Annotated in this window: 14 protein-coding genes; 4 read left to right on the forward strand and 10 right to left on the reverse strand. The window is 68.3% G+C overall.

The annotated features are described in order from the left end of the window. Positions 1-53: 53 nt before the first annotated feature. Complete coding sequence (locus JOE31_RS21060; protein ID WP_043477316.1) at positions 54-689, forward strand: TetR/AcrR family transcriptional regulator; 636 nt, start codon at positions 54-56, stop codon at positions 687-689. On the opposite strand, the gene JOE31_RS21065 is transcribed toward JOE31_RS21060, so the two are convergent. The 7 genes from JOE31_RS21065 to JOE31_RS21095 form a co-directional block, all read right to left on the reverse strand. Beyond that, on the reverse strand, positions 672-1,010 hold the full coding sequence (locus JOE31_RS21065; RefSeq protein ID WP_209747908.1) for a hypothetical protein: 339 nt from the start codon (positions 1,008-1,010) through the stop codon (positions 672-674). The genes JOE31_RS21060 and JOE31_RS21065 overlap by 18 nt on opposite strands. 13 nt (positions 1,011-1,023) lie before the next feature. After that, the gene (locus tag JOE31_RS21070) at positions 1,024-1,743 is read right to left on the reverse strand and encodes a GAF and ANTAR domain-containing protein (RefSeq protein ID WP_209747910.1); all 720 of its coding nucleotides are present in this window, start codon (positions 1,741-1,743) and stop codon (positions 1,024-1,026) included. A gap of 78 nt (positions 1,744-1,821) precedes the next feature. Then, positions 1,822-2,559, reverse strand: a complete 738-nt coding sequence (locus tag JOE31_RS21075) for an ANTAR domain-containing protein (protein ID WP_209747912.1) — start codon at positions 2,557-2,559, stop codon at positions 1,822-1,824. Positions 2,560-2,607: 48 nt separating this feature from the next. Then, positions 2,608-2,913, reverse strand: a complete 306-nt coding sequence (locus tag JOE31_RS21080) for a hypothetical protein (RefSeq protein ID WP_209747914.1) — start codon at positions 2,911-2,913, stop codon at positions 2,608-2,610. Positions 2,914-2,965: 52 nt separating this feature from the next. Beyond that, entirely contained in the window at positions 2,966-3,277 is a 312-nt protein-coding gene (locus JOE31_RS21085) for an AzlD domain-containing protein (RefSeq protein WP_209747916.1), read from the reverse strand. Beyond that, complete coding sequence (locus JOE31_RS21090) at positions 3,274-4,050, reverse strand: AzlC family ABC transporter permease (protein ID WP_209747918.1); 777 nt, start codon at positions 4,048-4,050, stop codon at positions 3,274-3,276. Before JOE31_RS21090 ends, JOE31_RS21085 begins: the two co-directional genes overlap by 4 nt. Next, positions 4,047-4,541 (reverse strand): hypothetical protein, encoded by a 495-nt coding sequence (locus tag JOE31_RS21095; RefSeq protein WP_209747919.1) that lies wholly within the window; start codon positions 4,539-4,541, stop codon positions 4,047-4,049. Before JOE31_RS21095 ends, JOE31_RS21090 begins: the two co-directional genes overlap by 4 nt. 88 nt (positions 4,542-4,629) lie before the next feature. On the opposite strand from JOE31_RS21095, the gene JOE31_RS21100 reads away from it, so the two are divergent. Together JOE31_RS21100 and JOE31_RS21105 are read left to right on the forward strand one after the other, a co-directional pair. Next, positions 4,630-5,538 carry an ABC transporter ATP-binding protein gene (locus JOE31_RS21100; protein ID WP_209747921.1) on the forward strand — a complete coding sequence of 303 codons (909 nt, stop codon included), beginning with the start codon at positions 4,630-4,632 and terminating at the stop codon, positions 5,536-5,538. Beyond that, on the forward strand, positions 5,535-7,172 hold the full coding sequence (locus JOE31_RS21105; protein ID WP_209747923.1) for an ABC transporter permease: 1,638 nt from the start codon (positions 5,535-5,537) through the stop codon (positions 7,170-7,172). The genes JOE31_RS21100 and JOE31_RS21105 overlap by 4 nt, the downstream gene beginning before the upstream one ends. 59 nt (positions 7,173-7,231) lie before the next feature. Here JOE31_RS21105 and JOE31_RS21110 read toward each other — a convergent pair whose 3' ends face one another. After that, positions 7,232-8,131 carry a glycerophosphodiester phosphodiesterase family protein gene (locus JOE31_RS21110; protein WP_209747925.1) on the reverse strand — a complete coding sequence of 300 codons (900 nt, stop codon included), beginning with the start codon at positions 8,129-8,131 and terminating at the stop codon, positions 7,232-7,234. Positions 8,132-8,181: 50 nt separating this feature from the next. Here JOE31_RS21110 and JOE31_RS21115 point away from each other — a divergent pair, with 50 nt between their 5' ends. Further along, positions 8,182-9,525 carry a DUF445 domain-containing protein gene (locus tag JOE31_RS21115; RefSeq protein ID WP_209747927.1) on the forward strand — a complete coding sequence of 448 codons (1,344 nt, stop codon included), beginning with the start codon at positions 8,182-8,184 and terminating at the stop codon, positions 9,523-9,525. Positions 9,526-9,541: 16 nt separating this feature from the next. On the opposite strand, the gene JOE31_RS21120 is transcribed toward JOE31_RS21115, so the two are convergent. Beyond that, positions 9,542-10,765, reverse strand: coding sequence for a nitrate/nitrite transporter (locus JOE31_RS21120; RefSeq protein ID WP_209747929.1), 1,224 nt, complete (start codon positions 10,763-10,765; stop codon positions 9,542-9,544). Next, entirely contained in the window at positions 10,765-11,592 is an 828-nt protein-coding gene (gene narI / locus JOE31_RS21125; protein WP_209747931.1) for a respiratory nitrate reductase subunit gamma, read from the reverse strand. Before narI ends, JOE31_RS21120 begins: the two co-directional genes overlap by 1 nt. Between the last annotated feature and the right edge of the window lies 1 nt (position 11,593).

An 11,593-nucleotide genomic window follows, 5' to 3' on the forward strand; every position in this document is an offset into this window, starting at 1 on the left:
CGCTACCAATCAGTAACCCGGGCGCTCAGCGCCAGCGTTGCTAACCTTGAAAAATGAACCTCGCAGTGGAACGCAAGCCCCTTCGTGCGGATGCTGCGCGCAATGTGGACAAGATCATCACCGCCGCCCGGAAGTGCTTCCGTGAGTACGGCCCCGACGTGCCGCTTCAGACCATTGCCGTAACGGCCGGCGTCGGACCCGCAACCTTGTTCCGGAACTTTGCGGACAAGGAGCAGCTGGTCCTTGCCGCACTCAACCGCCAGCTCCGCCTGATGGTTGACCCCGTGATCGATGACGCCCTGGCCGGCCCTGATGCCGCCGCCGGGCTGTTCCGCGTGATCGATGCGCTGATGGCGGCGGCCAGCGAGGATGCCAACCTGCTCGGAGCCGTGGCCGGACGCCGCGGGCTGCTGACCGGTATCACCGGCAGCCTCTTTGAGTCGGTGGCTGTCCTGCTGGGCCGCGGCCAGGCCCAGGGAACCCTGCGGACCGACATCTCCATGACGGACGTCATCCGCCTGCTGGCCATGCTGATCGGCGTCGTGGACACCATGGAACCGGGATCCGATGCGTGGAGGCGACCCGTGGCGCTGGTGGAGGATGCCATCCGCACCGAGCGCCCGCGCCGGCCCCTTCCACCGCAGTCCCCGCTGCCGGGCACGGCCTTCGATTCAGTCGTCCTGGCCTGATTCGCCCTCCGGCTGGTCCGTGTCGTCATGGGTCCGGTCGTCGTGCAGCCGGCCGGCGTCCTCGGACCCGCGGCTGTACGGCGCCCGGCCGTCCGGGGCATGGATCTCGTCCAGGCGCTCGTTCAGGGCATGGGCCAATATGTCCCGCTGCAGGGCCGGCAGCGCGATGGCACCGTGGATGTAGGCCTCGATTTCAAACTGGCCGGCAATGCCGCCAATGCTGAAATACCTAAGCCACAGTTCTTCAACGGTGATGTCGGCATTCCGGAGCATCTCCTCAAAGCGAAGCCTTTGCTCATCTTCGTCCTTGCCCAGGGCCAAAGCGCACCCCCGCTCACCGGGGCGGCTGGGTGGAGGACACCAGCTCGGCGGACACGTCACGCAGCGACCTCCGGGCCCGCCGCGACTCCATCAGGAGGTCTTGCATGGCGGTGTCCTCGTCCAGGCCGTACCGGGCCATGAGTATTCCCTTGGCCACGGCGATGATCTCGCGGTGGGCCAGTGCGTCTCGGAGATCCTCACTCAGCGTCCGGGCGCTCTCACGCGCCTGCACGTTGATCAGGAAGATGGTTGCCTGCGCCGCGAAGAGCTCCAGTAGGCGCACCGTGGTGTGGTCGAAGCTGTTCTCCGGGCGGCCGTAGATCTTCACGGAGCCCAGGGCGGACTCTCCGGCGAGCAAAGGAGCACTGACGGAAGACCGCAGTCCCAGCTCGGCCGCGGCGCAGGCCCACTCAGGCCAGCGCCGGTCGTGCAGTGCGTCACTGACCAGCACGGGTTCGCCGCTGGCCCAGGCAAGAAGGCACGGGCCCTGGCCCAGCTCGTACTGGCGTTCGTCGGCAACCTGGACCATACGGCTGGACGCACTCGCTGTATGTTTTCGGCCGTCAGCGTCGATCAGGGTGACGCCCGCGCCCGCGGCGCCGGGCACGGCCAATTCCGCGGCGGCCGTGATGAGCTCGAGTGCCCTGGATACCGTCTCATCCGTCAGCAGGAGTTCGGAGGCGCGGGCAAAAATGGCCGCCAGTTCGTCCGCAAGGGGTAGTTTCACCGCCATGGCCGCACCCATTCCACTGCTATGCCGCCCTTCGCGCGTTGACTGGAACTGTTAAAAGCATAGCCGCAGGGGCCTCCGTCAGCCGTTGAAGTGGGTGGCTCCCGGCTTGGTCTTGAAGTTTCGCAGCAGGTCCTCCGCCACGACCCGGAGCTTGACGTTGCGGTTATTGGAAACCTTGCTCAGGATCGCGAATGCCTCAGCCTGCGTGCAGCGGCTCTGGCCCATGACAATTCCCGAGGCGAGGTTGATGCTGGTGCGCGACCTCAGCGCCTCGAGGAGGTCGTCGTTGAGGTCCTTTGAGGCGCCGATGCGCACGGCCAGCCGCACGGCTTTGCCGGCGCGGGCGGCGAAGGCTTCACAAATCACGATTGCCTCGTCGTCGAACGCCCCTGCCTCGGGGGCGAAGAACGCTACGGATGCGGCAGCGTCCTGATCCAGCTGCAGCGGGAGGGCCAGGACGCTGAGCTGACCCGCCTTTACCACGGCTCGGTTGTAGCGCAGCCAGCGGGAGTCGGCCCGGGCATCGGGTACGGAAACCGTCGCGCCGGCTTCAAGGGCCGCCAGCGACGGGCTGAGGCCTGTGGCCCGCTGGATTTCCCCAAGCAGCCGCGCGCCGGGTCCGCTTCCGGCGGAGACCTCGGACCGCCTCGAGCGGACCAGCGTGACGGCGCACAGCACGGGCAGTCCGGTGGTCTTGCCAATGAAGCCGGCGGAGAAGACAGACAGCTCCGTGAGGAAGTCCTGCACGTCGGTGCTTTCCAGAACCAGGTCCTGCAGCCGCTCCGCCAGATACTGGCCCAACCGGGTGCCGGTCATCTCCGGCGTCTCACTGGTGCAGATTCGGTTGGCACGGCTTGGCCCGCGTCACTCCGTCGTTCGGTTGCCGGCCTGGCCTTCATCAGGGGCTTCCCCGTCTGTTGCCGCCTCGCCGCTGGGTGGCGCCTCGCCTTCCTGGGCCGGATGCGTCTCCCTTTGGTGGGCCTTCATGTGTTCCTCGTGCAGGTGGTCTGCTTCCTGAAGATGTTGCTGCAGTTTCTCCTCGGCATCCCTGCGGCGGCGGGACATCTCACGCATTTCACGGGTGGATTCGGATCCCGGCGATGGCACATAGGGCCTGGATTTGGGGTCTCTTTCGGCAGCAGGAACCAAGGGCGCTTGTTCTTCGCTCATGGTGGCATCCTTCCACAGCACGCTGGGCACTGCTAGGGCCTAAAGGCCGTCGTTAGCTCCAGCCCAGCATCCTTAGCCCGGCCGCTGCGCCAGCCCCGGCCAGGACCACCACCAGGAACGGCGCCCGGAACCAGAGCGCAATTCCGGCCGCAGCCAGTGCGCCCGCCCGGGCGTCAAAGGCCAGCGCCTGGCCCGATGCCACCGCGTTGACGACGGTGAGCGATGCCAGCAGCCCGATGGTCATGGTGCCGGCAATCCGGGACATCCGCGGGTTGCGCAGGAGGCTGGCGGGGACCAGATAGCCCAAAAGCTTCCAGGCGTAGCCAAGGAGGCAAGCCAGCAACAGCCACAGCCAAAGATTCATTTCGCGGCACCTCCTGTATCGGGGTGCCGACGCAGGTGAGCGCCTTCGTCCCGCTGTCCGTGGTGGTGTTCGGCGTAGGGGTCCACGTCAGGCTCCAGGCCTTCGTCACTCCGTCCGTGGCTGAACCAGCCGATCGCAGCGGCCACAAAAGCTGCTATCAGGATGGGAATTCCCGCGGGCACGAACGGCACCGCCAGTACCGTGGCCAGGGCGCACACCACGGCGATCGCCACCGGCTCGCGGCCCTTGAGCCGCGGCCAGAGCAGGCCGAGGAAGGCTGCTACCGCGGCGCCGTCGAGCCCCCACTGCCTGGGATCCCCCAGGGCGCCGCCTGCCAGTGCCCCGACGGCAGTGAACACATTCCACAGCACGAAGATGCCGATGCCGGCCGTCCAGAATCCGCGCTTTTGCTCTCCCGGGTCGGTTTGCCCGGTGCTGGTGGCGGTTGACTCGTCGATGGTGACGTGGGCCGCGGCATACTTCCGCCACCCGCGCGGCTGCAGCAGCGCGTTGAGCTGCATGCCGTAGATACCGTTGCGCATGCCCAGGAGCGTGGCCGCCCCCATGGCGGCCACCCCCGACCCGCCGCCCGCCACCACGCCGATGAACGCGAACTGCGAACCGCCGCTGAACAGCAGCAGGCTCAGCGCCATGGTCTGCCAGAAGTCCAGCCCGGACGTCACGCCCAGCGCCCCGAAGGATACCCCGTAAAGCCCCGTGGCGACGCTGATGGACAGCCCCACACGCACGGCCGGGGATTGAAGCAGCTTCATGCCGGCAGGCCGGCAACAGGTCCGCCGGCAGGCATCCCCAGGGCAGGCTTCCCCAGGGCCGTTTTCCGCAGGCTCCAGGCCCAGAGGATCAGCGGCACCTGGAGCGGCAGCCGCGCGGTGTGCACCTTCCGCTGCCCCGGGCTCCCGGCCGGACCGTACGCCCGGCGCAGGGCGTCGACGTGCCCGGCAAGGAACACCGTGAACATCGCGGCGATGCCGCCGGCGGCGGCTTTGCGGGTGGCCGGGACCAGGAGTCCGACGGCGGCACCAGCCTCGAGCAGCCCGCTGAGCGCTACCCATTCATCGCGGGTCATGACGGCACACGGGCCGTTGAGACGGGTGCCTGAGTCGTCACGGCACAGGAAATCGGGAACCACCTGATGGAAGAAGGCGGGGTCGCGGAAATGCTTCATGGCGCTGGTCAGCAGCAGGGCGCTCATGGCAGCCGCTGAGAGTCTCTGTGTGGCCCGGGCGGACCAGGTGAATGGCATGGATCCATGCAACCACAGCCGCGGACAGCCCGGTAAACGGGACTTTCCGCCCATGTCAGGAGCCACAGCGCGGCGTAGCTTGTTGACTATGAGCAGCGTGGTGGAAATGACCGGCGTCGTCAAGCGCTTTGGAACGGTGACTGCCCTCGACGGGCTCGACTTCAACGTGGCGGCGGGCGAGGTTCACGGCTTCCTGGGTCCCAACGGGTCCGGCAAGTCCACCACGCTGCGGCTTCTGCTCGGCATGCTGCGTGCCAACTCGGGCTCGATTCGGGTGCTGGGCCTGGATCCCTGGCACGATGTTGCCGCGCTGCACCGCCGGCTGGCGTACGTGCCCGGGGACGTTGCCTTGTGGCCGAACCTGACCGGCGGAGAAGTGATCGACCTGCTGGGGCGCCTCCAGGGCGGACAGGACCGCGGCCGGCGGGACCGGCTGCTGCAGACCTTCGACCTCGACCCCACCAAGAAGTCGCGCACGTATTCCAAGGGCAACCGGCAAAAAGTTGCCCTGGTGGCGGCCTTGGCCACCGACGCCGAGCTCTTCCTCCTGGACGAGCCCACCAGCGGGCTGGACCCGTTGATGGAAGACGCCTTCCGCGGGTGCGTGCGTGAGCTGCGGGCGCAGGGCCGCACGATCCTGCTGAGCAGCCACATCCTGAGTGAGGCCGAAGCGCTTTCGGACAGGGTCAGCATCATCCGCGCCGGCCGGGTGGTGGAGTCCGGGCCGCTCGAGCAGCTGCGGCACCTGACCCGGACGTCGGTCACGGCCGACGTCGCGCGCGTGCCAGCCGGCTTGGATCTCCTGCCCGGCGTCCACGACGTCCTGGTGTCGGACCACCGTGTAAGCGCCCAGGTGGACCCCGCGGCACTGGGCCCGTTCCTGCAGGCCCTGACGGCCGCGGGGCTGCACGCCCTGACCAGCCACCCTCCCACGCTGGAGGATCTGTTCCTGCGCCACTACGGCCCCGCCGGATCGCTCGAATCGGCACGGCGATGACCCGCACCGCCGAGGCCCACACCGCGACGACCCGTGCCTCAACGACCGGAACGCTGTCCGGCACCGGCGTTATGGTCCGGCTCGCGCTCCGGCGGGACCGGTGGATGCTGCCGCTGTGGATCCTGGGCTTCGCCATCATTGCCTACTCGACCGCAGCGGCCGGGGCAGGGCTGTACCCGGACGAGCCCAGCCGGGTGGCAGCCGCCACCGCGCTGAACGCCACGGCGTCCATGGTGGCGCTGTTCGGGCGGATCTACGATCCTGCCTCGCTCGGTGCCCTTTCGCTCATCAAATACACCGCCTTCATGACAGCCATCCTGGCCGTGCTCATGGTCATCCTCACCATCCGGCACACACGGGGGGACGAGGAAAGCGGGCGGCTGGAACTCCTCGGCGGCGGACGGCTGGGACGGGACGCACCGCTGGTGTCCGCGCTGGCCATCAGCTTTGCAACCAGCATCCTCACCGGGCTGCTCTCGGCGGCCGCGCTTGCCGTCGGCGGCCTGCCCGGCAGCGGATCACTGGCCTTCGGGCTGGGCTGGGCCGCCACCGGGATGGCCTACAGCACCGTGGCAGCTGTGGCGGCGCAGGTGACGGCAAGCGCCCGGGCGGCCACCGGGTTCAGCATCGGGGTCATTGCCGTGACCTACGGGCTGCGCGCGGTTGGCGACCTCGCCGAACCCGGCCCGTCGGTCTGGTCCTGGCTCTCGCCCATCGGGTGGAACCAGCAGATCCGGGCCTACGCCGGCGACCACTGGTGGGTCCTTTCGTTGCCGCTGGCCCTCTGCGCAGCCCTTGTCCCTGTTGCGTTTTTCCTGCGGGGCCGCCGCGACCTCGGCGCCGGACTGCGTGATGAGCGGCCCGGCCCTGCCCGCGGCAAGCTCTCCGGCGTCCTGGGGCTCGCCGTGCGCCTGCAGTACCGCGTCCTGGTGGCGTGGGGTGTGGCGTTTGTCCTCTTCGGGGTGGTGATCGGCTCGCTCGTCGGCAACGTGGCGGATTTCCTGACGTCGCCGGGCGCCCAGGACCTGATGCGGGCGCTGGGCGGCCCGCAGGCCCTCACCGACGCGTTCCTCGCAGCCGAGATCAGCATCATGGGGATACTCGCGGCGGCCTACGGCATCTCGGCCGCCAACCATCTCCGCAGCGAGGAATCGGCGGGGCATACCGAGGCCCTGCTGGGCACGGCCACCACCCGCATCCGCTGGGCGGGCAGCCACTACGCCGTGGCCTTGGCCGGCGTCGGGCTGCTGCAACTGCTGACCGGAGTCTCCATCGGCATCGGGGCCGCGGCCGCCGTCAACGATGCCGGACTGGTGGCCCGGTGCACCGTGGCGGCCCTGGCCCAGATTCCGGCGGCGTGGGTGCTGACCAGTGCGGCCCTGGCGGTGTTCGGCTGGGTACCCCGGATGACAGCGGCCGTCTGGGTGCTCCTGCTGGGACTCATTGCACTGGGTGAATTCGGCGTGCTCTGGAATGCCCCGGAATGGCTGATGGACCTCTCGCCGTTCCGGCATACCCCGCTGCTCCCGGTGGACGCGGAGGGAATTCCGGCGCTGGTGGCCCTCACGGCGGCGGCGGCACTGCTCGGCGCACTGGGTTTCGCGGGATGGCGGCGGCGCGACCTTGCCGCCTGAACGCTGCGCCGGCGCGACGCTGCGGCGGCGCAGGATGAACGGTGCGCAGGCGCGGGCCGTCAGCTGACGGGATGACTTCTTTCGGACAGCCGGGCCAGCACCTGCGCCGGCCGGTTGCTGGTGATCTCGTGGATTCCCAGCTCCTGGCACAGGGCCACGTCCTGATCCGAGTCCACGGTCCACACCCTGAACCTGCGGCCGGAATCCATCCAGCGTTTCACGGTGCGGGCGTGCTGGCGGACATAGTCGATACCCGGTCCGGCCAGCCGTACTTCGCAGTCATTCAGGATGCGTTCGCCCTCCACCTGGGCTGCACGCATCACGTTCGCCAACGCCCCGCCGGTGATGACTCCCAGTCCCAGTTCCTCACGTATTTCCTCCGCGTTGACGTCATCCACCAGCTGGCAGACGAACTCGGCCGGAACGCTCCTGAGCAGGTGCTTCACGGAGTCCGGGCTGAAGCTCATGAACGAGACACTGACGTTGTCCACCTTTGAGGTGCCGGGATCCCAGCCCTCGGCTGCCAGCACTTCCAGCACCCGGTCCTCCAACTGGAGCAGGTAGGGGCTGGGGTGCTTGAGTTCGATGGCCAGCCCGATGTCCCGGCCCGCCGCGCGGAGGATGTCCAGCAGCTCCGGCAGCGTCAGGAGCTGATCAGACTTCCCGCCGTACTCTAGGGGAATCCTGGCGCCCTTCCAGGAGGAGAAATCCAGCAGCCGCAGTTCATCGAGCGTCCGGTCGGCCACGGGGCCGGTGCCGTCCGAGGTGCGGTCCAGGTTCGCGTCATGCAGCAGGACCACGTGCTGGTCCCGGGTGAGGTGGACGTCGCATTCCACGCCGTCGGCGCCGTCCGCGATGGCCTGGAGATAAGCTGCCCGGGTGTGCTCGGCAAAGGCGGCGCTGGCTCCCCGGTGGGCGTAGACCAGCGGCCGGGAGGACACGGACTCGTCGGTAGTCATGGTGACACGTTAGCGGACACCCGCGACGAATGCGGGACTAGGCTGGGCACATGCAGGTGAACAGTGAACAAACCACCCGTCCCGCTGCAGCGAGGCCCGCGCAGGCCGCCGGCCCACCCGCTGCCGGGGCCGCCGTCGGACCTGCCCGTCCGGGCAGTGATACGGAAAAAGCCGCCGCGCTGCGGAAGATGAAACTCCTGGCACTGGGCCTCCTGATTGTCATGGCGGTGATTTTCGTCGTCGCCTTCGCCCTGCAAAAGCAGTACCCGTGGCTGGAATACGTGCGGGCTGCGGCGGAAGGCGGCATGGTGGGCGCCCTCGCGGACTGGTTTGCCGTGACCGCGCTGTTCAAGTACCCCATGGGGATCAAGATCCCGCACACGGCCATCATCCCGCGCCGCAAGGACCAGATCGGTGCGTCGCTGGGCGAGTTCGTGGAGACGAACTTCCTCTCCGAACAGGTTGTGCAGGAAAAGCTCGCGTCAGTGGACATCGCGCGGAAGGCCGGCGCGTGGCTGTCCGGCCCCGGCGGCCCCGAGCGCGTGGCCAAGGAGGGCGCTGCCGTCATCCGCGGCGCGTTCAAGGTATTGAACGACGACGACGTCCAGGCCGTGATCGAGTCAATGGTCCGCAAGCACCTGCTCTCTCCGCCGTGGGGGCCTCCGGTGGGCAGGCTCGCCGAGCGGATTTTCGCCGACGGGCACCACCACACCCTGGTGGACCTGTTGGTGGACCGGACCGTGGACTGGGTCAGGGACAACCACGAAACCGTCAGCAGGCTGGTGTCGGACCGGTCACCGCAATGGGTGCCGCAGTTCGTGGACGGACTTGTCGGAGACAAGGTCTACGTGGAAATCCTCAAGTTCACCAAGGCCGTGCAGGCAGATCCGCAGCACCAGGTGCGGCAGTCAATCGACACCTATCTCGCGTCGCTCGCGCAGGACCTGCAGCACGATCCGGTGATGATCGCCCGGGCCGAAGGCATCAAGGCGCAGGTGCTGGGCGACCCCGAGGTGCGGGAACTGGCATCCCGCACGTGGGGCACCATCAAAGCGGCGCTGCTTGGCGCCGTCGACGATCCGCACAGCGAACTGACCGTCAAGTTCAAGGCGGCCGTGCACGACTTCGGCACACGCCTGGTGGTGGACCCCGAACTGGCGGGCAAGGTCAACGCGTGGATCGGCGACGCCGCGGGCTACCTGGTGAAGACGTACCGCTCGGACATCGCCGGCGTGATCACGGATACGGTGGCGCGCTGGGATGCCGAGGAAACCTCGCAGAAGATCGAACTGCAGGTGGGCAAGGACCTGCAGTTCATCCGGATCAACGGCACGGTGGTGGGCGCCCTGGCCGGGCTGGCCATCTTCACGCTGGCGCACCTGGCCTTCGGCTGACCCCCCAAGCGCGAAGCTACGCGGGCACGGCCTTTGCCCTGGTCCGGCCCTGCACGGCGAAGACCGTGAAGCCCAGCGCCACGATGGCCGTGACCACGAGCAGAAGCAGCCCGATCGAGTAGCTGTGGGTGGCGGCGTCGTACGTTGCCCCCATCACCAGCGGCGGAAAGTAGCCGCCCAGTCCGCCCGCCGCACTGACCACTCCGCTGATGCTGCCCACCTTCCCGTGCGGGGCCAGCACGCCCACCCAGGCGAACACCCCGCCCGTCCCCAGCCCCAGGGCCGCCGCCATGGCGACGAATGTCAGGCCGGCGGGGACCTCGCCGTCGGGTTGCAGGTTCACCACCCACGCAAGAAGGGCGACGGCGGTGAGCGAGGTGATCACCACCGGTTTGGGCCCGAGCTTGTCCGCGAGCACGCCGCCCACCGGCCGGGCCAGGACTGCCGCGAGGGCGAAGCCTGCCGTGCGGGCGCCGGCGCCGCTGGGATCGAAGCTGTACACGTCCCGCAGGTAGGTGGGCAGGTACGTGGCGAAGGAGACGAAGCCGCCAAAGACGACCGCGTAGAGGAAGCACATCTTCCAGGTGACCGGTGTCTTGGCTGCGTCCAGGAGCTTGGGCAGCACGGGGGCGTTGCTTCGGCTCCAGCCCGGGGATTCCTTCATCAGGAACCAGACCAGGGCCGCCATCACGGCGAGGACGCCGGCGATCAGCAGGTGCGTGGGGAAGTATCCGATTCCGGCGACGAGCCGGGGATTCAGGAAGGCGGCCAGCGCCGTTCCGCCCATGCCGGCACCAAAAACGCCGGTGGCGAAGCCCCGCCGGGACGGCTCGTACCAGCCGCTCACAAAGGGGATTCCGACGGCGAACACGGTTCCGGCGACGCCCAGCAGCAGGCCGGCGCCCAGCACCAGCGGGAAGGAGCGCAAGGTGCCGCCGAGGGACACAAGCAGGATCGGCAGGATGGAGGCGAGCAGCACGAAGGTGAACATTGCCCGGCCGCCGTACTTGTCGGTCAGCGTGCCGACGACGATCCGCCCGAGTGAGCCGACGAACACCGGCATGGCCACCAGGACCCCCGTGGTGGCCGGGTTGAGCTGCAGGTTCTGCGTATAGAAGGCACCGAGGGTGGCCACGGAGTTCCAGGCCCAGAAGCCTGCCACGGACGCCGCGGTGGCCAGGATCAGGTTCCGGGTCTGGCCCGCGGGCGCGGACGTGGGGGGAGGCACGGATCCGGCCATCAGCGGTTCCTCGTGTCCCGGTCGCGGGTACCGACGGCGGACCAGCCGCGTCGGGCTGCCGTACCTTTGGTCCCTGGGCTGCCTGCGCCCGTGGTCTGACGGTCCCGGTCCCGCGAGCGGTACACGATGTAGGGGCGGAAAAGGTAGTGCAGCGGCGCGGTGAAGGCGTGGACCAGCCGGGTAAACGGCCAGATGACGAACAGCGCCATGCCCACCAGGGTGTGCAGGTGGAAGGAGAACGGCGCCCCGGCCATGGCCGCGACATCCGGCTGGAGGACGAACAGCGAACGGAACCAGGGCGCCACTGTCTCGCGGTAATTGTGCCCGTGCTCACCCTCGAAAACGCTGGCCAGGGTGGTCCAGAGGCCGAACACGATGGCGGCGGTAAGCACCACGTACATGGCCTTGTCGTTCGTGGTGGTGGCCATGAACACGGGCCCGGAGGTGCGGCGGCGGTAGATCAGCAGGATGATGCCGCCAAGCGTCCCCACTCCCGCAATGCCGCCGACAAACAGGGCATTGAAGTGGTAGAAATCCTGGCTCATTCCCACCGCCTGCGTCCACGCCATCGGAATCACCAGGCCGAAGAAGTGCCCGGCAATCACCGCCAGCAGCCCGAAGTGGAACAGCGGCGAGGCAATCCGGAGCAGCTTCGATTCGTACAGCTGGGAGGACCTGGTGGTCCAGCCGAACTGGTCGTACTTGTAGCGCCACACCAGGCCGCCCACCAGCACCACCACCATGACGTACGGCAGGACGCCCCAGAGCACGGTGTCCAGTGCGGAGATTTCGACGGCGGATCCGGGCTCAGCTTCGAATGCCGGCATG

The sequence above is a fragment of the Arthrobacter sp. PvP023 genome (genome assembly GCF_017832975.1).
In the GTDB taxonomy this organism is placed as follows: Bacteria; Actinomycetota; Actinomycetes; order Actinomycetales; family Micrococcaceae; genus Arthrobacter.

Excerpts from the sequence above, each read along its gene's own strand:
- JOE31_RS21110 (WP_209747925.1), bottom strand. The coding sequence starts at position 8,131 with ATGACTACCGACGAGTCCGTGTCCTCCCGGCCGCTGGTCTACGCCCAC.
- JOE31_RS21120 (WP_209747929.1), bottom strand. The coding sequence starts at position 10,765 with ATGGCCGGATCCGTGCCTCCCCCCACGTCCGCGCCCGCGGGCCAGACC.
- JOE31_RS21080 (WP_209747914.1), bottom strand. The coding sequence starts at position 2,913 with ATGAGCGAAGAACAAGCGCCCTTGGTTCCTGCTGCCGAAAGAGACCCC.
- JOE31_RS21095 (WP_209747919.1), bottom strand. The coding sequence starts at position 4,541 with ATGCCATTCACCTGGTCCGCCCGGGCCACACAGAGACTCTCAGCGGCT.
- JOE31_RS21070 (WP_209747910.1), bottom strand. The coding sequence starts at position 1,743 with ATGGCGGTGAAACTACCCCTTGCGGACGAACTGGCGGCCATTTTTGCC.
- JOE31_RS21090 (WP_209747918.1), bottom strand. The coding sequence starts at position 4,050 with ATGAAGCTGCTTCAATCCCCGGCCGTGCGTGTGGGGCTGTCCATCAGC.
- JOE31_RS21075 (WP_209747912.1), bottom strand. The coding sequence starts at position 2,559 with ATGACCGGCACCCGGTTGGGCCAGTATCTGGCGGAGCGGCTGCAGGAC.
- narI (WP_209747931.1), bottom strand. The coding sequence starts at position 11,592 with ATGCCGGCATTCGAAGCTGAGCCCGGATCCGCCGTCGAAATCTCCGCA.
- JOE31_RS21085 (WP_209747916.1), bottom strand. The coding sequence starts at position 3,277 with ATGAATCTTTGGCTGTGGCTGTTGCTGGCTTGCCTCCTTGGCTACGCC.
- JOE31_RS21060 (WP_043477316.1), top strand. The coding sequence starts at position 54 with ATGAACCTCGCAGTGGAACGCAAGCCCCTTCGTGCGGATGCTGCGCGC.
- JOE31_RS21115 (WP_209747927.1), top strand. The coding sequence starts at position 8,182 with ATGCAGGTGAACAGTGAACAAACCACCCGTCCCGCTGCAGCGAGGCCC.
- JOE31_RS21100 (WP_209747921.1), top strand. The coding sequence starts at position 4,630 with ATGAGCAGCGTGGTGGAAATGACCGGCGTCGTCAAGCGCTTTGGAACG.
- JOE31_RS21105 (WP_209747923.1), top strand. The coding sequence starts at position 5,535 with ATGACCCGCACCGCCGAGGCCCACACCGCGACGACCCGTGCCTCAACG.